Source organism: Aquimarina celericrescens (assembly GCF_042682765.1).
Classification (GTDB): domain Bacteria; phylum Bacteroidota; class Bacteroidia; order Flavobacteriales; family Flavobacteriaceae; genus Aquimarina; species Aquimarina celericrescens.
The window spans coordinates 289,497-310,243 of sequence record NZ_JBHUHY010000016.1 but is presented as its reverse complement, the minus strand read 5'-3'; the positions used below and the strand labels follow the sequence as shown (position 1 = coordinate 310,243).

Genomic DNA, 20,747 nt, shown 5'->3' with positions numbered 1-20,747 from the left:
TTTGTTTTTAATTGCTTCATTCTCTCATTCTTTCATGTATTCATTCTCTCATTGATTAAAGTATAACTTTTTCAGGAGTATTAATATTACTTCTTAGTACGATAATTATTTATTAATTACTATCAAAAGTTATTCGAATACTTTTAACTTTGCCAGTTCAAATTAAATACGCACAACATAATAATTTATTATGAATATATATGATGTAGCCATAATCGGCTCTGGACCTGGTGGATATGTAGCCGCCATTCGATGCGCACAGCTAGGTATGAAAACCGCAATAATTGAAAAATACTCAACACTTGGCGGAACTTGCCTTAATGTTGGGTGTATCCCTAGTAAGGCATTATTGGATTCTTCTCATCATTACGAGCATGCAGTAAAGCATTTTGCTGATCATGGAATTGAAATTCCAGGAGATGTAAAAATTAATCTGGAAAAAATGATTGCACGTAAGCAAACTGTAGTGGATCAGACATGTGATGGGGTTAGTTTTTTGATGAAGAAAAACAATATAGATGTTTTTGAAGGTGTTGGAGCTTTTAAGGATGCTACTCATATAAATATTACCAAGACAGATGGCGGAAAAGAAACGATAGAGGCAAAAAATATTATAATTGCTACAGGTTCTAAACCTTCAACGCTACCTTTTATAAAGATTGATAAAAAGCGAGTGATTACCTCTACAGAGGCTCTCAAGCTTAAAGAAGTGCCGAAGCACATGATTATTATTGGTGGTGGAGTAATTGGGTTAGAATTAGGACAGGTGTATCGTCGTTTGGGAGCAGATGTTTCTGTCATAGAATTCATGGATAGAATTATTCCAGGAATGGATAAGGCATTATCAAGGGAACTTCAAAAGGTAATGAAAAAACAGGGAGTAAAGTTTTATACTTCACATAAAGTAACTGCTTTAAAAACCACTGCAAAAGAAGTTACGATAACGGCAGATGATAAGAAAGGAAATGCGGTTGAGTTTAAAGGCGATTACTGCTTGGTATCCGTTGGTAGGCGCCCCTACACAGATGGATTGAACGCAGAGGCTGCAGGAGTGCAACTCAATGATAGAGGACAAGTCGAGGTAAATGATCATTTGCAGACGAATGTTTCGAATATTTATGCGATCGGTGATGTGATAAAAGGAGCTATGCTTGCGCATAAAGCAGAAGAAGAAGGCACATTTGTTGCTGAAACCATTGCGGGGCAAAAGCCACATATAGATTATAATCTGATTCCGGGAGTGGTATATACCTGGCCAGAGGTAGCTGCTGTGGGTAAAACCGAAGAAGAGCTTAAAGAAGCAGGTGTAAAATATAAATCAGGACAGTTTCCTTTTAGAGCATTGGGGAGGTCACGAGCTAGTGCAGATCTTGACGGTTTTGTGAAAATATTAGCCGACGAAGCTACAGATGAGGTGCTTGGTGTTCACATGGTTGGGGCGCGTTGTGCGGATTTAATTGCTGAGGCAGTTACCGCAATGGAATTTAGGGCCTCTGCAGAAGATATTTCTCGTATGTCGCACGCTCACCCAACTTTTGCCGAAGCTGTTAAAGAAGCAGCATTAGCCGCGACAGATAATAGAGCGTTGCATGTTTAGCTATAAAATCATGAAATATTTAAAAAGCGAACCACACGGTTCGCTTTTTTGTTTGCTTATACTTTAAGGAGGTTTATTGAACGTTGCTCCCGATATTTCCTTGCGCTACTATAGTTTGTAAATCAACACCTGGACCTAGATGTACATTAATATGACCGTCAAATTCTAATAATCCTTCGTAGTTTATAGAAGTGTCATCATCAAGTGCTTTAAATTCTGTTACGCTTACTCCGGTATTGCCGTCTACATCGGTCAATGTTCTTGCTATACTACCGCCTGTAGCAGCATCATTTATATGAATATGAGCAGGATGGATAGTGTCTACGACTGTATTTTGTAGTTGTAGTTCTACGCGGGTAGTAACACTATCTATTTTAACAAATTTTGCAGTTCCTGATACTCCTGAGTCACCGATTTCGGCGAGAGTATAAGTTGTGGATACCTCTGCAGTGTCATCATCATCACTACAGCCAACAAAGAACAATGGGGTCGCCATTAGCATAATTAAAAATAATTTTTTCATGATTTGCTTTTTTGAGTTTATAATAATACAAGTAAAACTCAATAAACACGAAATAATTTTTAAAGAGAAGATTAAATATTTAATAAATTATTGTTAAATAGGAATAATTGATGAAGAATTATTATCGCTAGTTGCTTTATAAAATGAAATGTAATATAAAATTTCTACTCCTGTTTTTGCAAGTGCACTAAAAGTATCAGCATTTCCAGCGGTCTTTGACTTTTTCGTTTTTGTAATTTCTAGAATTGCTACCATTATTTTCAAATGGACCCAGAAGGAAGATATTGTGAATGAATTAAACCAAACTCCTAATAAAAAACTATGTTTAATAAATAAGTAAACAGAGTTTTTTATTAATTTTTATGAGTTCCATCACAATAAGGAGGAGTGCTGGTAAGCTTGCAAGTACATAAAAAGACTGTTTTTGGTTCGTTAACAGAAAATATCATAGGTACTCCTCCTTCGTTTTTGTGAGCTCCGTTACAAAAAGGTTGATCCTCACTATATCCACAACTACACCACGCATAGTTTTTATTTTTTTCTAAATCTATCTTTATTGGTTCGTTTCCTGCTCTTTTTGATGCACTCATATTGATTTTATTAAAAGATTAAATCAATAGGTAAGATAACCAAAATCGCATTTAGATTGAAACCAAATAATGTCTTAATTATTTGTAGAGTAGATCTTCTAAATTCTTGCCTGGTACGTATACAAATCAAAATATCGACCTTCTGCAGCAATAAGCTCGTCATGATTACCACGCTCTGCAATATTTCCAGATTCGATTACTAAAATTTGATCTGCTTTTTTAATCGTGCTTAAACGGTGAGCGATTACAAAAGTCGTTCTTCCTTTCATTAATTCTCCCAAACTCTTTTGTATTAAAGCTTCACTTTCTGTATCAAGATTTGATGTTGCCTCATCCAAAATAATAATTTTCGGATCGGCAAGAATAGCTCTGGCAATAGCAATACGTTGTCGTTGTCCTCCAGATAGTTTTACACCCCGCTCCCCAATTAATGTATCTAGTCCATCATCAAAACGATCAGTAAATTCATTCACATACGCTGCTTTTACAGCATTGTCTAATTGATCATTGTTAGCATCTGGCCTGGGAAAAAGTATATTCTCTTTAATCGTTCCTTCAAACAAAAAGTCATCTTGTAGTACTACGCCAAGATTACGGCGATAACTATTTAATTTGACTTTAGAAATATCATGTCCGTCGACCGTAATTAGTCCAGATTTAGGGTTGAGAAAGGTAGCTGCTAACCCTGCTATCGTTGATTTACCTGAGCCCGAACTACCAACTAAAGCGGTTACAGATCCAGATGGAGCTCTAAAACTAATATGGTGTAGTACTTCTTTACCTTCTTCATAAGAAAAGGAAACATCATCAAAGATGATGTTTCCTTTTATATTGCCGAGTTCTATAGTCCTTTCTGCTATTTCCTCTTCGGGAGTCATATTCATCAATTCCTCAGTACGATCCAAACCAGCCAATGCTTCTGTTAACTGACTACCAATATTACTCATTTGGACAATTGGAGCAATCATAAAGCCTAATAACAAAGTAAAAGAAAGAAAATCACCAATCGTAAGCTCGTCGATCATGATTTTATATCCGCCTATTCCCATGATTCCTGTAGAAGCAATGCCTAATAAAAAAGTGGAAGAACTGGTCATCAGTGCAGTAGCTGTTAAGCTCTTTTTTACATTCTGAAACAAACGATCTACGCCTTCTTCAAAAGTTTTATTCTCTTGCGCTTCTGCATTAAAACCTTTAATGACTCGCACTCCGGCAAGTGTTTCAGTCAATCTACCTTTTACTTCAGCATTAATCACTCCTCGTTTTCTAAAAATAGGTCTGATATATTTGAAAGCTTTTAAAGCAACAATCCCAAATACTGATACTGGGACTAACACAAATAAGGTCATCGATGGGCTAATACGAATTAATAGTATTAAAGAAATAATAGCTGTAATTGTACCACCAACCAATTGTACTAATCCTGTACCAATAAGATTTCTAACACCTTCAACATCGCTCATGATTCGTGATACTAGTGCACCTGATTTTGTGTTATCAAAGAAGCTGATTGGTAAAGAAAGTACTTTCTTTTGTACCTGTGCGCGAAGTTCTGAGATTAAAAATTGTGCCTGCACACTTAGTATCCTGGTAAGAAGGAAAGAGGTAATAGCTTGTACAAAAATGGCTACCCCAACACCAACTAATAGCCATTTGAGCATTTGATAATCCTTTTTGCCAATAACATCGTCCATTAGATACTTACTGGCTACAGGTAGTACCAAACCAGCTAATCGGCTCAATACAATAAGTAGCAACCCGATGAAAACCAAGTTTCTTCTTGGCCAAATAATTGTTTTAAAGGCTTGCCCTATGCTAACTTTTGATTTCTTATTTTGTTTTTTATCTGTAGGTTCTGACATTTTTTAATCTTCAATTTTAAATAATGAAATGGTGTAATCTAGTAGATCACTGTTTCCGAAATCTCCATGACCCGGGATAACAATTTCAATTTTAGGATAGGCTTCTTTGATCATAGTAACCGTCTTAGACCATTCAGCTACATTGGCATCAGAAAGATTTCCTTTTGAAGCTTTCAAACTTTTGATCATGCAGCCACCATAAATGAGTTGTTCTTCAGGGAAATATGATACGATATTATCCTTGGTATGCGCCTCACCAAAATAAGCATTATAAATGTTCTTATTGCCTAATGTTAAGTTTAGATTATTTTCAAATACTTGATCGGGCAGATTGTATTGTCCTAATCGCATATAATTGGCCGTTTTTTTGCTGGCAATACAGGGAATATTATTTTTTTTGAAAACATCCATTCCTTCCAGACAATCCTTGTGAAAATGATTAAAAATCACACCTTTTATTTTTACTTTTATATCTTTTTGAAGCCAATTTATTAAATCTGAAGTTGCCTCATCATTAGCAGGAGTATCAAAAACATATGCTTCGTTGTTATTTATATAAATGAAACCATTACAAGAAATTGAAGCTCCGTTTTTTAAATTTAGGTATGAAATATGAATATAACTGCACTCATTTATTTTGGTAATTTGAAGCTTTTTAGAAACCTTAATTTTTTTTTGAGCGTTGCTGTCCTGGTAAGAAAAAAGAAACAACACAGCAAAATATGACAGCTGAATTAGAATATATTTAGTCGTCTTTTTAAGATTGGCTTTTGGTTTTTTTAACATATTGCACTACAAAAATATAAATACTAGCTGGGATTACTACCCAAATCAATTCACTTAACAATACTTTAATGCCCCACATGCTAAAAAACTTACTTGCGCCAATAGGAGAAACTACAATAGGCCTCCACGGGAAAAAATATCGGGAATTGTCAAAAGGAGCGAAAAAAGCGATCCCTAATCCGCCTGTAGTCATAGCATCAAGAACTCCGTGCAAAGCAGTGCAAATTGTGAAATAGACGATCAAATAAATTCCGGTTTTGTAGAACAACTGTTTATTATAAAAAACAAAAGTCACAAGAATTCCTAGCAGCAGCGCAAAAATCAAAGAATGAGAAAAACCTCGGTGTCCCCAAAAATCTTCGTAAGCGATATTAAATTTAAAACCTACTATATCTGCATCTGGTATCATCGAACATAAAATACCCAAAACCCAGAACTTTGCTGAAATGATTGTATTAGAAAAACTTTTTCCTAACGCAAATGCTGCAAACCCATGGGCGAAGATAGAAGCCATAATTAGAGGTTAATCGTATTCTTCTCAACCTTTGTTTTTAATTGATAATCGAGATTTAAATGCTCTGTGGCTTGCCGCGAAATCAAAATTAATTTCCAACCGATGCCTCGTGGGCTTGTACCAGAGTAGTTTACTTTATCTTTTATTTCTAACATAAATAAGCTTAGATCTTCCTTTGGAAGTTTCTCGTTGTTCGATTTCAAATTTTTTGATGGATTTGATTAATGGTGTCAATTTTTGAAAACCATAATTTCTCGCGTCAAAATTGGGTTGTTTCTTTTGTAATAAACTACCAACATCTCCAAGAAATGCCCAACCATCATCATCGGCCAAGTCTGAAATGGTCGAAGCGATTAACCTTATCTGCTTTTGAGTGATTTTATCAACACTAATTTTAGTTTTTGGTTTGTCATCGGTAGTTTCAGATTCCTCTTCTTCAGCTTCGTACTTTAGGATTTCGAGATAAATAAATTTATCGCAAGCGACAATAAAGGGATCTGGTGTTTTCTTTTCACCAATGCCATATACTTTCATACCAGCTTCCCTCAATCTTGTTGCCAATCGAGTAAAATCACTATCGCTAGAAACAAGGCAAAAACCATCCACTTTTTCTGAATATAGAATATCCATAGCATCAATAATCATGGCAGAATCTGTTGCATTTTTCCCCCGGGTATAGCCATATTGCTGGATAGGAGTGATGGCATTTTCTAAGAGAATTTTTTTCCATTTAGAAAGTTTAGGATTGGTCCAATCCCCATAGATTCTTTTGATGGTGGGGTTACCATATTTCGCAATTTCCTCCATCATTTCTTTTACATAAGAAGACGGGATATTGTCACCGTCTATGAGTACTGCAAGATTTAGATCCATAGTTATTATTTCTTTCTCTTTTTATTTTTCAGATTAAATGTTTTGTCACCTTTGGTTTTAGGCTTTTTATATTTCTTCTTGATTTCTCGCTGATATTTCCCACCTAGGTTTACCTTGCTGTTTTTTTCTTTTTTTTCATGAAAAGCAGGACCTACTTGTTCTTCTCGCTTATTTGGATTGTAGATTTCTTTTATTTTTGGCTGTTCCTCTGGAGTTAATTCTGTTGATGTTTCAACAGTATCTGGTAATTCAAGCTGTTCTACCTTCATCTCCATCAGGCTTTCTATCGCTTCAAGAGACTCTTGTTCTTTTTCGGTCACTAATACCAAAGAAATTCCTTCTTTTTGAGCTCGACCTGTTCTACCAATACGATGCATATAGTTTTCTGGATAATCTGGGGTGTCAACATTGATTACATGTGTAATATTATCAATATCTAATCCCCGGGCCATCACATCAGTAGCGATTAGAATTCGATGCTCGCCGCTTTCAAATTGCTCTATACTACGCAATCTGTAGTTTTGAGTTTTATTAGAATGTATCACGGCACATTGATCAGGAAATGTTTTTTCAAAACGATCAAATAATCGATCGGCCATGCGTTTGTTGGCTACAAAAAGTAATGTTTTTTGAAATTCTTCTTCATTGTTTAGTAGATACTCTAATAAATTTACTTTAGTGTAAAAATTAGGAACCTTATATCCAAATTGTCTAATATTATTTAGCGGTGTTCCACTTTTAGCAACAGATATCTTTAGGGGATTTACAAAAATTTCGGTAATAAGAAGCTCTACTTCTTCTGTCATTGTGGCCGAGAACATGATATTTTGCCGCTGTCGCGGAAGGATATCAAAAATGTTCATGAGTTGATGTCTAAATCCCAGATCCATCATTACATCGACTTCATCTATAACCAGTTTTTGTATTGATTTTAGCTGTAAAGCTCTGCTTACTGCCAAATCGTAAAGGCGTCCGGGCGTAGCAACAACAATATCAAGACCTTGAGCAACTACCTGTTTTTGAGTGTTGATATTGGTTCCGCCATATACACCGGCGATCCGTATGTTGATATAAGTTGATAGTTTTTCAATTTCATCGACAACCTGAACCACTAATTCTCTGGTAGGTACTAAGACTAAAACCCTTGGATTTTGTTGCACTGAATATTTCAACATTCGTAATATGGGTAGCATATAGGCATACGTTTTACCAGTTCCCGTTTGGGCAATACCCACCACATCTTTACCAGACATTACCGGCGAAAATGCTTGTTCCTGGATTGGAGTAGGAGTATCAAACCCTAAATCATCAAGTGCATTAAGAAGTTGAGTGCTTATGTTTAAATCTTGAAAAGTCAATGGATTATTTTTTTTGATGGTACAAAGGTAGGCTTATTTCGGGAATCAATCGACGATTTATGCTTAATACAGTTTAGCAGAGACTACACATTCTTTTAAAAAATGAAATTTAGGGGTACCATTTTATAAGTTGGAACTTTTTAAGGTTGACTATGGTTTATTTTTGAATATCAACTTAAAATACAAATCATGTTACTTATTAAAAACTTATTTAGAATCTTATTATTTGTGCCTTTCTTATCAGCCTGTATAATTTTTTTATCCTGTAATAGCGACACAACCGATGAAGAACCGATATCTGCTGAACCCGAAGTAGAAGATTTTGCAAATTTTGCAGAAGACTCCTTGTTTAGAAAACACATGGAGAATACCGCCATTACAACAAGTCGGATTACGGATTACAATAAAGCACTAGAGCTTTTAGAAGCTCCTGAGTTAAACGATATGCAACAAATCGAATTGGCTAAAGCTTTGGGATTTGAAAATATCGAGCTAACGAATACTGTTTATGATTTACTTAATAAAGAATGGGAAAAGTTAACGTTACGTTTTGATCTTTTGAGTCAGGATGCTTCGGTTATTGATAATATGTTATTTAAAACCCTTTTAGAAGTTAGATATAACCAAACCGGTAGAAGTAAAACAGGGAAAGAATATACTAATGAAGAAGTACATTGCTTTTATGAAGTATGCGGCCCACCTAGGTTAGCTACTCTAGAACCTTTTACAATTGCTATGGAGAAGTGTTACGCAATTGATGACCCTACAGGTGAAGATAGATCGGCTTACCTAGAATGTAGCAGAAAGACAAGACAACGATTTTCTTTATTACTTCGTCAAGCCGAAATTGACTGGGTATGTTGCATTAGTAGTGATGAATGTGATATAGGGGATGATCCATATCCAACCGTTGAGGGTGGTACACCTTTTGACTATTCACTATGCTCTGATATTCCTATTGGTTAATTCTGGAAATTAAAAGTCTTTAGTTTTAGTCTTTAATATTGCATGAAAACACGTATTGTCCATCTAAGGCAATAGGTGTTTTTTCTATTAAAATGTATGCTGATTTTAGTTACTTTTGATTTTCTAATATAACAATAATGAAAAACATTCTAGCTTTTGCTGGTTCTAATAGCAGTACTTCAATTAACGATCGGCTTGTAAAATATGTCGCTTCAGAGATAAAAGATCATCAGGTTAAAGTCATCAATTTGACAAGTTATGAGATGCCAATGTATAGTGAAGATGAAGAGAAAAATTCTTTCCCGGGAATGGCAATGGCTTTGAAACAGGAGATATCTGAAGTTGATGCATTGATCATTTCAGTAAATGAGCATAATGGCAGCTGGAGTGCCTTTTTCAAGAATATAGTGGATTGGTTGTCTCGTTTGGATCGTAATTTTTTGGAAGGAAAGAAGGTATTACTCATGAGCACTGCTCCTGGAAAAAGAGGCGGGTTGAGTTCTTTGGAATATGCCAAAACTGTATTACCGCGTTTTGGCGCCGAAATTACAGAAAGTTTCAGTTTTCCTTCTTTCTATGAAAACTTTTCTTCAGAATCGAATTCAGTTACTAATGAAACACTGCTGTTGGGATTAAAACAAGTTCTCAGTACTTTTGCGCATCAAATCTAACGAACAGGTGCGAAGTGTAGAAAAATATACTGTAGAAGATCCATCAGAATTTAAAATTCGATTACTGCATTGGGCGCAGCAGTTTGAAGATGTCGTTTGGTTAGATTCCAATGACTATCATCAGCAGTATTCAAGTTATGATGCGGTTTTGGCTGTAGATGCTTTTACTTCGATAAGGACAGATTATCATGGAGCTTTTGATAAATTAAAAGAATATCAGGAAAAAACAGCAGATTGGATCTTTGGGTACTTATCTTATGATCTTAAAAATGATGTTGAGAATCTGGTGTCTAAAAATTCGGACTCTTTGAATTTTCCAGATTTATATTTTTTTCAGCCTAAAAAACTATTGCTGTTTAAAGACAATCTTCTCGAAATGCATTACTTAAGGATGGTGGATGATGAAATGGAAGAAGATTTCAAGTTAATTCATACGTTTCCAGACTGCGTTGATCTGTCGCATAATGAAGATTCGCCATACGGGAAAGTGAAAATAAGCCTAAGCATTACCAAAGATGTTTATAAGGATAAGGTGAAAAAGATGCTATCTCATATTCATCGAGGCGATATTTATGAGGCTAATTTTTGTCAGGAATTCTTTGCAAAGGATAGTTGTATCGATCCATTGCAAACGTACTATCACCTTAATGATATTTCAAAACCTCCTTTTGCAACTTTTTTTAAGATGGGTGATCTGTTTTTATTATCGGCCTCTCCAGAAAGATACCTGCGAAAAGAAGGACAGAAGATTATTTCGCAACCTATCAAAGGAACATCAAAACGATCAGATAAAGAGTCGAATGATAAAAAGCTTATATCGGATTTACGAAGTGACCTTAAAGAACGTTCAGAAAATATCATGATTGTAGATCTTGTGCGTAACGATCTGTCTAGAACCGCAACGCGAGGAAGTGTAGAAGTTGAAGAGCTTTGTAAAGTTTATAGTTTTAAACAAGTACACCAGATGATTTCTACGGTAGTTTCAGAAGTTAGTAAGAGTACTTCTCCTGTAGATATTATAAGAACTACTTTTCCTATGGGAAGTATGACTGGAGCCCCAAAAATTTCGGCAATGCGAATCATTGAAGAGCTTGAAGAGTCTAAAAGGGGGCTATATAGTGGAGCTGTAGGCTATATTACTCCCAACGGTGATTTTGATTTCAACGTAGTGATACGAAGTATTCTCTACAACGCTGAAAAAAAATATATTTCCTATACTGTAGGAGGCGCAATAACAGCAAAGTCAGATCCCGATAAAGAATACGAAGAATGCCTACTTAAAGCAAGAGCGATGCGAGAGGCGTTAGAAGGGTTATAGTTTTTGAGAGGTGAGTATTTGAGTTTACTATAATTTGAAATAGTTCAGATATCATGAGACAATTTACTTGATTTAACTCATAAACTCACAAACTCACAAACTAAATCAAGTTTCGCCTAAAACTTTTTCTTACGTCAATAATAATTTCTTTTACTTCTTGAGAGGTGATTTCTTTTATAGTTGCAATCTCTTCAAAATTCAATTTTCCAAAAACGAATAGATCAATAATTTTTGAAGTTTCCATAGGCAACCAACTATAAAATTTACCTAATAATTTTTGCTTTCTAGAATTTGATGAAGGCTCATTATCAATAATTTTAATAATATCAGAATCCATGTCATCATAGATGAAATTTTGTTTTTGTTCAGAATTTTGGTGATAACAAATATCATCTAACTCTTCTTTCATTATGAGTTCATTATCAGCCTCAACTGTAAAATTTTCTTCGAGCTTTTCTAGCTCCATTTTGAGAAAATGATTGGTGCTGATTGTGTTCTGATGCCAGCCTTCTCTGGAGTAAAGTTCATCGATAAGCTCATCGGCTATCTTAAAAAGTTTGAGCTCTAATGATAAGGTATCAATTTCTATATCGAGATCGTCATGATATAGTTTTAAGATTGCATCATCTATAATACCGTTAGAGCAATACATATTTTGAGGCAAGATACCAACACTTTCGGCAATATAAATACGGTGCTTTACATAAGGATGTAAATGCGGAACTATAGATAATAATTTCTTACCGAATTCTCTTTGATCATTAGCCCCATAAAATTTCTGCAGTTCGTGTGTCTTATCCATTAGTGAATGATTTAAGAGTTGTTCTTTAAAAATAACGAAAACAAACCAGATTTGATGTTAAAAACTTGAAAATCAGATATAAAAATGCTTTTCGTTGTGAATTGTGATAGCAATTCAAAGTCGTATATTTGAAAAATCAAAAAGTAATACCAATACTAATTCGAAATATAGTTGTTACAAGAATTTAAGGATCATATTGCCGCTCATTTTTCTTTTTTATCGGGAAGTAGACTATTAATTGCATGTAGCGGAGGGTTAGATAGTGTTGTTCTTACAGAAATGTGCCATTCACTGAAATTTGAGTTTGGGGTGGCTCATTGTAATTTTAACTTAAGAGAAGAAGAAAGTGATGGTGATGAGAAATTTGTTAAATCCTTGGCAGAAAGATTAAGCGTACTATTTTTTAGAAGAAGTTTTGATACAGAAAAATATGCCAAAGATCATGACTTATCGATACAAATGGCCGCAAGAGAGCTGCGGTATGGATGGTTTAGGGAGTTAGCACTAGAATTTCAGTATGATTATGTTCTTACCGCCCATCATGCAGATGACAACCTCGAGACTTTCTTAATAAATCTATCAAGAGGAACAGGTTTAGACGGATTAACAGGAATACCAGAGGTAAATGAAATTTTTGTTCGTCTGCTTTTACCTTTCTCTAGAGAAGAAATTTTAGACTTTGCTACAGAAAAGAATATACAATGGCGAGAAGATAGTAGTAACAAAAGTACCAAGTACTTGCGTAATAAACTTAGACACGATGTGATCACAGAGCTAAAAGCTATTCATCCCAAATTCTTACATAATTTTAAGAATACACTGGATTATTTAAAGCAAAGTAAGGATTTTATTCAGAGTCAATTAGTTCACCTTAAAAAAGAGCTATTTATAACATCAGAAATTGATATTGTTAAAATACCTATTAATAAACTACGTAACTATGGTAACCCAAGAACATGTCTATATTTTTTGTTAAGAGATTACGGGTTTACAGCTTGGGATGATATCGAACAGATCGTTACTGCCCAACCTGGCAAACAGGTGTTTTCAGAAACACATAGATTGGTAAAGGATAGAGATTATTTGTTATTAAGCCCCATTGTAGAGGAAATTTCTGATAGGGAGTATCTTATTTCTGAAGAAGAGCAAACGATAATGATCCCTCCGGGAACTATTAAATTTAGAAAGGTTTCAGAAATAGTACAAAAGGACTTTAAAACCATTTATGTAGATAAAGAAAAGTTAAAGTATCCTCTAACTGTAAGAAAATGGAAAGCAGGCGACTATTTTTACCCTCTGGGAATGAAAGGTAAAAAGAAATTAAGTAAATTTTTTAAAGATGAAAAGCTATCGTTACTTGCAAAAGAGAGAGTTTGGATCCTATGTTCTGAAAAAGAAATTGTTTGGATCATAAACTACCGGGCAGATAACAGATTTAAAATAACGCCTCAAACAAAACAATTATTAAAGATTACTATAACCTGATGAAATATTTCATAATATTATTAACTACTTTTTTATTTTCTAATCCATTTTTTGCCCAAACATTAGATCCAATTCAATGGGAAGCTAATATTGAGAAAGAATCAGAAGGCATTTACCAATTATATTTTAAAGCCACTTTGGACAAAGGTTGGCACTTATATTCGCAAAACGAAGCAGAAACAGATGAAATTACTCCAACACCCACAGAGTTTACTTTTAATAATACTGATGAAACGTATAGCTTAGTCGGAGAAACTCTTGAGCCAAAAGGCATCGAGAAATACGACAATATATTCGAGATGGATGTGAAGTATTTTGAAGATGAGGTTACTTTTTCTCAAAAAATAAAATTAATAGACAAAGATCTTAAAACAGTAAAGGCCGAAGTATTTTTTTCAGTCTGTGATGATGAAAAATGTCTTGCACCAGAGATCGTAGAATTTGATCTAAACCTTACCGGAGAAGCAACTGAAAATAAGGGCGATGTAGCTAGCATTAGTGCTAATGATCGCAGCAAATCTAAAGCGCTGGATATTGGGGTTAAAGGTTGGGATGTTTTTCCTAAAGAAGATGTAACAGATAAAAGCTACCTCACTATATTTATTCTTGGATTTTTGGGAGGATTAATTGCACTTTTAACACCTTGTGTTTTTCCTATGATTCCTCTTACGGTTTCTTTTTTTACCAAAAGTGCTAAGAATCGCAAAAAAGGGACATTCAATGCCATACTTTATGGTTTCTTTATTTTTGTTATCTACCTTTTGTTAAGTATTCCATTTCACTTGTTAGATTCTTTAGATCCAGAAATACTTAATAATATCTCTACTAATGTTACACTGAATATTATCTTCTTTATCATCTTTATTGTTTTTGCTATTTCATTTTTTGGGTATTTTGAGATTACATTACCTGCATCCTGGAGTAATAGTCTGGATGATAAGGCAAATAGTATTGGAGGTGTAGTAGGCATATTTTTTATGGCACTTACCTTGGCATTGGTATCGTTTTCCTGTACAGGTCCAATTTTAGGATCGCTTTTAGGAGGTTCTTTAAGTAGTGATGGTGGCGCCATTCAATTGAGCTTCGGAATGGGTGGCTTTGGATTGGCTTTGGCCTTACCATTTGGACTGTTTGCATTGTTTCCTAATTGGTTAAATTCTTTACCCAAAAGCGGAGGATGGTTAAATACGGTAAAGGTGGTTTTAGGATTTATAGAACTGGCACTTGCCTTTAAATTTTTATCCAATGCAGATCTTGTAGAACATTGGGGAATATTAAAGCGCGAAATATTTATTGCCATCTGGATTATTATTGGAATTGCTATGACGTTATATCTTTTTGGTAAAATACGGTTCCCACATGATGGCCCCATTAAGCAACTAAGCACAGGAAGAAAAACGTTAGGGATTCTCACGTTGGCTTTTGTAATCTATTTGACCCCAGGGCTTACCAATACTGCATACGCCAATTTAAAATTGCTAAGTGGTTTTCCACCGCCATTATTTTATAGCGTGTATGAGAAAGAAGCACATGGGCCTTTAGGACTTAATGCATATACAGATTTTGAAGAGGGAGTAAGGGCAGCCAAACTGCAAAACAAACCTATTATGATTGATTTTACCGGCTGGGCATGTGTGAATTGTCGAAAAATGGAAGAACAAGTGTGGAGCTATCCCGAAATCATCGATATACTTAAAAATGAATATGTTTTGATCTCCTTATATGTTGATGATCGCGAGGGGCTATCCCAAGAAGAACAATTCAAGTTTTTAAAACCGGATGGCAGGGTTAAAAATATAAGAACCATAGGGGATAAATGGGCTACGTTTCAAACATTAAATTTTGAGAATAATTCTCAACCTTATTATGTGTTAATTGATTCTGATATGAATTTGCTGAACACTACCACGGCATATACGCCAGATACTAATGAGTATCTCAAATGGTTAAAAACCGGTTTAAAGAACTTTAAAAAATAGTGATTTAACTTTATCTATGATTTATTTGTAGTTTTATAAAGAATAAATATTAATGTTTTTTTAGTGAATATTTATTCACCTATATTTGCAGTATTAGAAAGAAGTAATGCCAAAAGTAAAAGATCAAAATAAAGTAAATGCCATATACAAGGCTACGATAGAGTTAGTAACAAAGACAGGTTTTTCTGGCTTAAAGATGGCAGAGGTAGCCAAAAAATCTGGAGTAGCTACAGGTACATTATACGTCTATTACATAAGCAAAGAACAGCTTATCAACGATGTTTTTGTGGTTACTAAAAAGGAAGTGGCCGGCGCAATAATTAACTCGAAGTATGTAAAGGGTTCTTTTAACAAGACTTTTAAGGCAATGTGGTATGGATATTTTAAATATTGCTTATTAAACCCTGAAAAGATGCTTTTTGTAGAACAATTCATTTACAGTGGCTACATTACCGAAGCGAATATCATAAAAACTAATACATATTTTGAACCACTTAATCAATTTCTAATTGAGGGTCAAAAAAACGATTATGTAAAAAAAATGGATGTCGCATTGATCAAAGCACATTTACAGGGAGCCATTCACGAGATTGTAAAGATGGTTGTTCGAGAAGGGTTGAAACTAAAAAAAAAAGATATGAATACTTGTTTTACAATGGCTTGGGATAGTATTACGGAATGATTTTTTTTAACTTTTAAACGAATAAATATTCACTAAAATAATTTTAAAATGAAAAAAACAGCTTTAATCACTGGTGCTTCAAATGGCATTGGATTAGAATTAGCAAAAGTACATGCAAGAAAAGGAGATAACCTCGTTTTGGTAGCCAGAAATAAAACCAAATTAGAAGAACTACAAAGAGAGTTAGAGGAGCAATATAGTATAGATGTATTGGCAGTTGAAAAAGATTTATCGATCAAAAATGCCGCTCAAGAGGTGTATGACGAAACGAATCAAAAAGGGATTCAGATTGATTTTTTAGTTAATAACGCTGGTTTTGGGGATTACGGGATGTTCTACACGAATGATTGGGAAAAAGAGCAAAAAATGATTGAACTTAATATAACAACCTTAACACAGTTCACCAAACTTTATCTTCGGGATATGATGAAGCGCAATAGCGGAAAAATCATGAACGTGGCATCTACGGCAGCCTTTCAACCCGGACCCATGATGGCAGTGTATTTTGCAACAAAGGCTTATGTGCTACATTTTTCTGAGGCAATAGCGAACGAATTAAAAGATAAAAATATTACTGTTACTGCGCTTTGTCCGGGAGCAACAGAGAGCGGTTTTCAAGCTGTTGCCTCGATGGAGGATAGTAAGTTAGTTAAGGGAAAAAAATTACCCTCCTCAAGGACAGTTGCACAGTATGGACATAGAGCAATGATGAAAGGAAAAACGGTAGCGATACATGGTTTGATAAATGCGATCCTGGCCAATTCAGTCCGATTAATGCCTAGAAATATAGTGACAACCATTACCAGAAGTATTCAGGATAAAGCAAATTAAGCTCTTATTTCTATAAACTTTCTTTGCTTAATAAGTTGACTTAATGTTTTGAGATTTTCTTAATCAGAATTGGGTTAGTTTGTTAAAATCTCCTTAAAAATACAAAGCTGGTACTACCATTTTTTTATCTTCAGCGAGAAACTAAATTAACTCCAATGCAATCAATTAAAATTATCTTTCTTAGAGGTTTTTTCCTCTTTTATCTTATTTCTGGATTCACTCAAGTAGCAGATTCCTATGATGTAAAAACACAGTATACAAAACAAGAGGTTGATATAGAAATGAGGGATGGTATTAAACTACATACAACCATCTATTCTCCCAAGGATACTTCAAAAAAATATCCCATTCTTATGCAAAGAACTCCGTACAGTTCAAGACCGTACGGTGAGGACCAATTTAGATCTAAAATCGGGCCTAATGAATTTTTGATGAAGGAAGGAAATATAATTGTGTATCAGGATGTTCGTGGCCGTTGGATGAGCGAGGGTATTTATGACAATATGCGAGCTTATATTCCTAACAAAAAAGGAAAACAGGTCGATGAGGCTAGTGATACTAATGATACTATAGATTGGCTAGTCAAAAATGTAGACAATAATAACGGAAAGGTCGGAGTTTGGGGGATTTCATATCCCGGATTTTATGCAACGTATTCGTTATTAGACTCACATCCTTCTTTAAAAGCAGTATCTCCACAGGCTTGTATAGGAGATTTCTTTTTTGACGATTTTCATCACAACGGAGCTTATTTATTAAGCTATTGGAGAGCGACTGCGGTGTTTGGTTATGAAAAGACCAAACCCACGACCGAAAGTTGGTATACTTTTCCTGATTTAAAAAGTAAAGATCAATATCAATTCTTTCTTGACTCAGGTCCATTAAGTAATCTTGACAAATATTATAAAGAAGATAATGTTTTTTGGACGCAGCTTAAGGAGCACCCCAATTATGATGAATTTTGGCAGAAAAGAGGGATTATTCAGCATTTAGAAAATATAAAACCTGCAGTTATGGTGGTAGGGGGATTGTTTGATGCTGAAGATTTATACGGTCCCTTTGAAACCTATGAAAACATAGAAAATAGAAGCAATAACTATAATATTATGGTTTTTGGACCATGGAGCCATGGTGATTGGGCACGTAACAAGAAGCGTCAAGCTATAGGTAATGTATATTTTGGAGATGATCTTTCTTTGGATTATCAAAAAGATATAGAGACCAAGTTTTTTAATCATTTCTTAAAAGGTGAAGCTGATGGAAAAACAGGTTTACCTGAAATCCAGATTTTTGATACAGGCAAAAAAGAATGGAATTCTTTTGAAAGCTGGCCTCCTAAAAACATAGAGAAAAAGACTTTTTATCTTACAGCAGAGGATAAGTTGTCTGATGCAGCTGGTGAAAATTTTTCAGAGTTTATAAGTGACCCTAAGAAACCAGTACCATATTCAGAGGATATTAAAATGGTATTTACACCAAGAAAATATATGACAGATGACCAACGATTTGCCGCTCGACGTCCAGATGTATTGGTTTTTGAAACCCCTGTTCTTACCGAAGATATAACACTGTCGGGAGAAGTGTTAGCAAAATTAAAAGTAGCCACTACAGGTACAGATGCAGATTGGATCGTAAAACTGATCGATGTTTATCCTAACGATGCTGAAGATACCGAAGAGACTCAGAAATATTTAAAAATGTCAAACTATCATATGATGGTTCGAAGCGAAGTAATGCGAGGAAGATTTAGAGATAGTTTTAGTGAACCAAAACCTTTTCCTGCAAATCAGAAGACAGATGTAAATATTAAATTGCAAGATGTACATCATACTTTTAAGAAAGGCCATAAAATTCAAGTTCAGGTGCAAAGTACTTGGTTTCCTTTAATCGATTTAAATCCTCAAACGTATGTTCCCAATATTTTTGAGGCTGCAGCAACTGATTTTACTAGGCAAACTCATAAAATTTATCATGATTCTGCTATAGAAGTTTCAATTTTAAAATAAATATGCCAAACTTAAATGCAGACTATGACGAATAAAATAAAAATAAATCTATTAGTTTTCTTTTGTCTTTTCATAACGTTTAGTTGTAAGAAGCAGAGTAATGAAGAGGAAAAAAAAGTTGCCAGAACACCTCAAGCTATAGAAGAGTATTCTGATAAATTGAATAATTGGTTCGAAACACAATTTCAGGAAGAGGTATCAAGGTCGCCTATGACACAAACCTATCTGGGAATTAAAACTGCTGATTATGGTAAATGGGATGATATATCCTCGAAGAAAGAAGTAGAAGATTTAGAACGTACAAAACAACGTTTGGCATACCTAAAAGATTCTGTAGATATTTCTAGATTGAATGAGGCGACAAAGCTAAGTTATAAATTGATGCGACAAGATTTGGAAAACCAAATCAAAGATTTTCAATATCGGTTTTACAATTATCCGGTGAATCAAATGAGTGGTATGCATGCTCGAGTTCCTGCTTTTATGATTAATATGCATAGAGTAGAAGATAAAAGCGATGCCGAGGCTTACATTTCTCGATTGGATGGTTTGGACGAATTGTTTAAACAACTAGTTGATAACATGAAAATTAGAGAAAAGAACGGTATCGTTCCTCCAAAGTTTGTTTTTACTAAAGTCTTGGAGGATTGTCGAAATATCATAACAGGACAACCTTTCGATGAATCAAATAAAGAAAGTACGTTGCTGGCCGACTTCAAAAGAAAAATATCAGCCTTAGAATTATCAGATAAGGATAAAAGCGAACTTGTTTCTCAAGCAGAAAAGTCATTGATTGAAAGCTTTAAACCCGCTTATGATAATCTCATTTCTTTTCTTGAAGGGCAACAACAACGAGCGACAACAGAAGACGGTTGTTGGAAATTTCCCAAAGGAAATGCTTTTTATAATGTAGCATTGAAGCGAACCACCACTACCGATATGACAGCAGATCAAATTCACGAACTTGGTTTAAAAGAAGTAGACCGTATCCACAAAGAAATGCGAGATATTATGAAACAAGTAAAGTACGAAGGTACTCTACAGGATTTCTTCAAATACCTGAAAGAGGATGAAAAGTTCTATTTTCCAAATAATGAAGAAGGCCAAGAAGCATATTTAAAACAAGCAGTCGGGCTAATCGATAATATGAAGTCTAGATTGGACGAATTATTTATTACCAAACCAAAAGCAGATATTGTTGTAAAAGCTGTAGAGCCCTTTAGGGAGAAAAGTGCCGGAAAAGCATTTTATCAAAGGGGAACGCCAGATGGTTCAAGACCTGGAAGATATTATGCTAATTTGTATGATATGAAGGCAATGCCAAAGTATCAAATGGAAGCATTAGCCTACCATGAGGGGATCCCTGGTCATCATATGCAACGTTCTATAGCACAAGAATTAGAAAATATACCAGAATTTAGGAAATTTGCTGGGTATACAGCCTATACAGAAGGTTGGGGATTGTATACAGAACTTTTACCCAAAGAAATAGGATTGTATAATGATCCTTATTCAGATTTTGGAAGGTTGGCAATGGAACTCTGGAGAGCTTGTAGATTAGTAGTGGATACAGGAATTCATGCAAAAAAATGGACACGAGAGGAAGGAATTAAATATTATACCGATAATACACCAAATGCAGAGAGTGATGCTGTAAAAATGGTCGAACGCCATATAGTAATGCCAAGCCAGGCAACTGCCTATAAAATAGGCATGAACAAAATTCTTGAGTTACGTGAAAATGCAAGGGAAAAGTTAGGGGATCAATTTAATATTAGAGAGTTTCACGATGTAGTTTTGACTAATGGAGCAGTTCCTCTTAACGTATTAGAAGAACTCGTTGAAAAATGGATAGCTATCAAAAGTAAAGAAGAGAATACTGAATCTTAATTGTATTTTGAAAT

At 34.7% G+C, this 20,747-nt stretch carries 19 protein-coding genes; 10 read left to right on the top strand and 9 right to left on the bottom strand.

Annotation, left to right across the window (positions count from 1 at the left end; genetic code table 11):
* The first annotated feature begins 190 nt into the window (after nt 1-190).
* Complete coding sequence (gene lpdA, locus ACFSJT_RS16365; RefSeq protein ID WP_378321412.1) at nt 191-1,597, top strand: dihydrolipoyl dehydrogenase; 1,407 nt, start codon at nt 191-193, stop codon at nt 1,595-1,597.
* Nucleotides 1,598-1,670: 73 nt separating this feature from the next.
* Here the strand turns inward: lpdA and ACFSJT_RS16360 are convergent, their stop codons facing one another.
* The 8 genes from ACFSJT_RS16360 to ACFSJT_RS16325 all read right to left on the bottom strand — a co-directional run bounded on the left by ACFSJT_RS16360 (nt 1,671) and on the right by ACFSJT_RS16325 (nt 8,103).
* Complete coding sequence (locus tag ACFSJT_RS16360) at nt 1,671-2,120, bottom strand: hypothetical protein (RefSeq protein WP_378321411.1); 450 nt, start codon at nt 2,118-2,120, stop codon at nt 1,671-1,673.
* A gap of 93 nt (nt 2,121-2,213) precedes the next feature.
* Nucleotides 2,214-2,375, bottom strand: coding sequence for a hypothetical protein (locus ACFSJT_RS16355; protein ID WP_378321410.1), 162 nt, complete (start codon nt 2,373-2,375; stop codon nt 2,214-2,216).
* A gap of 98 nt (nt 2,376-2,473) precedes the next feature.
* Nucleotides 2,474-2,710 (bottom strand): CDGSH iron-sulfur domain-containing protein, encoded by a 237-nt coding sequence (locus ACFSJT_RS16350; RefSeq protein WP_378321409.1) that lies wholly within the window; start codon nt 2,708-2,710, stop codon nt 2,474-2,476.
* Nucleotides 2,711-2,808: 98 nt separating this feature from the next.
* The gene (locus tag ACFSJT_RS16345) at nt 2,809-4,572 is read right to left on the bottom strand and encodes an ABC transporter ATP-binding protein (protein ID WP_378321408.1); all 1,764 of its coding nucleotides are present in this window, start codon (nt 4,570-4,572) and stop codon (nt 2,809-2,811) included.
* A 3-nt stretch (nt 4,573-4,575) separates the two neighbouring features.
* The gene (bla, locus tag ACFSJT_RS16340) at nt 4,576-5,358 is read right to left on the bottom strand and encodes a subclass B1 metallo-beta-lactamase (protein WP_378321407.1); all 783 of its coding nucleotides are present in this window, start codon (nt 5,356-5,358) and stop codon (nt 4,576-4,578) included.
* Nucleotides 5,330-5,872, bottom strand: coding sequence for a metal-dependent hydrolase (locus ACFSJT_RS16335; RefSeq protein WP_378321406.1), 543 nt, complete (start codon nt 5,870-5,872; stop codon nt 5,330-5,332). Before ACFSJT_RS16335 ends, bla begins: the two co-directional genes overlap by 29 nt.
* A gap of 135 nt (nt 5,873-6,007) precedes the next feature.
* Nucleotides 6,008-6,745 (bottom strand): NYN domain-containing protein, encoded by a 738-nt coding sequence (locus ACFSJT_RS16330; RefSeq protein WP_378321405.1) that lies wholly within the window; start codon nt 6,743-6,745, stop codon nt 6,008-6,010.
* Between the two features lie 5 nt (nt 6,746-6,750).
* Nucleotides 6,751-8,103 (bottom strand): DEAD/DEAH box helicase, encoded by a 1,353-nt coding sequence (locus ACFSJT_RS16325; protein ID WP_378321404.1) that lies wholly within the window; start codon nt 8,101-8,103, stop codon nt 6,751-6,753.
* Nucleotides 8,104-8,292: 189 nt separating this feature from the next.
* On the opposite strand from ACFSJT_RS16325, the gene ACFSJT_RS16320 reads away from it, so the two are divergent.
* The 3 genes from ACFSJT_RS16320 (at nt 8,293) to pabB (ending at nt 11,058) form a co-directional block, all read left to right on the top strand.
* A complete protein-coding gene (locus ACFSJT_RS16320) occupies nt 8,293-9,069 on the top strand; it encodes a hypothetical protein (RefSeq protein ID WP_378321403.1) in 777 nt (258 codons plus the stop codon).
* A 137-nt stretch (nt 9,070-9,206) separates the two neighbouring features.
* Nucleotides 9,207-9,740 (top strand): NADPH-dependent FMN reductase, encoded by a 534-nt coding sequence (locus ACFSJT_RS16315; protein ID WP_378321402.1) that lies wholly within the window; start codon nt 9,207-9,209, stop codon nt 9,738-9,740.
* 7 nt (nt 9,741-9,747) lie between these two features.
* A complete protein-coding gene (gene pabB, locus ACFSJT_RS16310; protein ID WP_378321488.1) occupies nt 9,748-11,058 on the top strand; it encodes an aminodeoxychorismate synthase component I in 1,311 nt (436 codons plus the stop codon).
* Nucleotides 11,059-11,158: 100 nt separating this feature from the next.
* On the opposite strand, the gene ACFSJT_RS16305 is transcribed toward pabB, so the two are convergent.
* Nucleotides 11,159-11,860 (bottom strand): hypothetical protein, encoded by a 702-nt coding sequence (locus ACFSJT_RS16305; protein ID WP_378321401.1) that lies wholly within the window; start codon nt 11,858-11,860, stop codon nt 11,159-11,161.
* 171 nt (nt 11,861-12,031) lie between these two features.
* Here ACFSJT_RS16305 and tilS point away from each other — a divergent pair, with 171 nt between their 5' ends.
* From tilS to ACFSJT_RS16275, 6 genes are all read left to right on the top strand, one after another.
* Nucleotides 12,032-13,345 (top strand): tRNA lysidine(34) synthetase TilS, encoded by a 1,314-nt coding sequence (tilS, locus tag ACFSJT_RS16300; protein WP_378321400.1) that lies wholly within the window; start codon nt 12,032-12,034, stop codon nt 13,343-13,345.
* Complete coding sequence (locus ACFSJT_RS16295; protein WP_378321399.1) at nt 13,345-15,324, top strand: protein-disulfide reductase DsbD family protein; 1,980 nt, start codon at nt 13,345-13,347, stop codon at nt 15,322-15,324. The genes tilS and ACFSJT_RS16295 overlap by 1 nt, the downstream gene beginning before the upstream one ends.
* 106 nt (nt 15,325-15,430) lie before the next feature.
* On the top strand, nt 15,431-16,006 hold the full coding sequence (locus tag ACFSJT_RS16290) for a TetR/AcrR family transcriptional regulator (protein ID WP_378321398.1): 576 nt from the start codon (nt 15,431-15,433) through the stop codon (nt 16,004-16,006).
* 48 nt (nt 16,007-16,054) lie between these two features.
* Nucleotides 16,055-16,837, top strand: coding sequence for an SDR family NAD(P)-dependent oxidoreductase (locus tag ACFSJT_RS16285; RefSeq protein WP_378321397.1), 783 nt, complete (start codon nt 16,055-16,057; stop codon nt 16,835-16,837).
* A 155-nt stretch (nt 16,838-16,992) separates the two neighbouring features.
* Nucleotides 16,993-18,843, top strand: a complete 1,851-nt coding sequence (locus ACFSJT_RS16280; RefSeq protein ID WP_378321396.1) for a CocE/NonD family hydrolase — start codon at nt 16,993-16,995, stop codon at nt 18,841-18,843.
* A 24-nt stretch (nt 18,844-18,867) separates the two neighbouring features.
* The gene (locus ACFSJT_RS16275) at nt 18,868-20,733 is read left to right on the top strand and encodes a DUF885 domain-containing protein (RefSeq protein WP_378321395.1); all 1,866 of its coding nucleotides are present in this window, start codon (nt 18,868-18,870) and stop codon (nt 20,731-20,733) included.
* Nucleotides 20,734-20,747 lie beyond the last annotated feature (14 nt).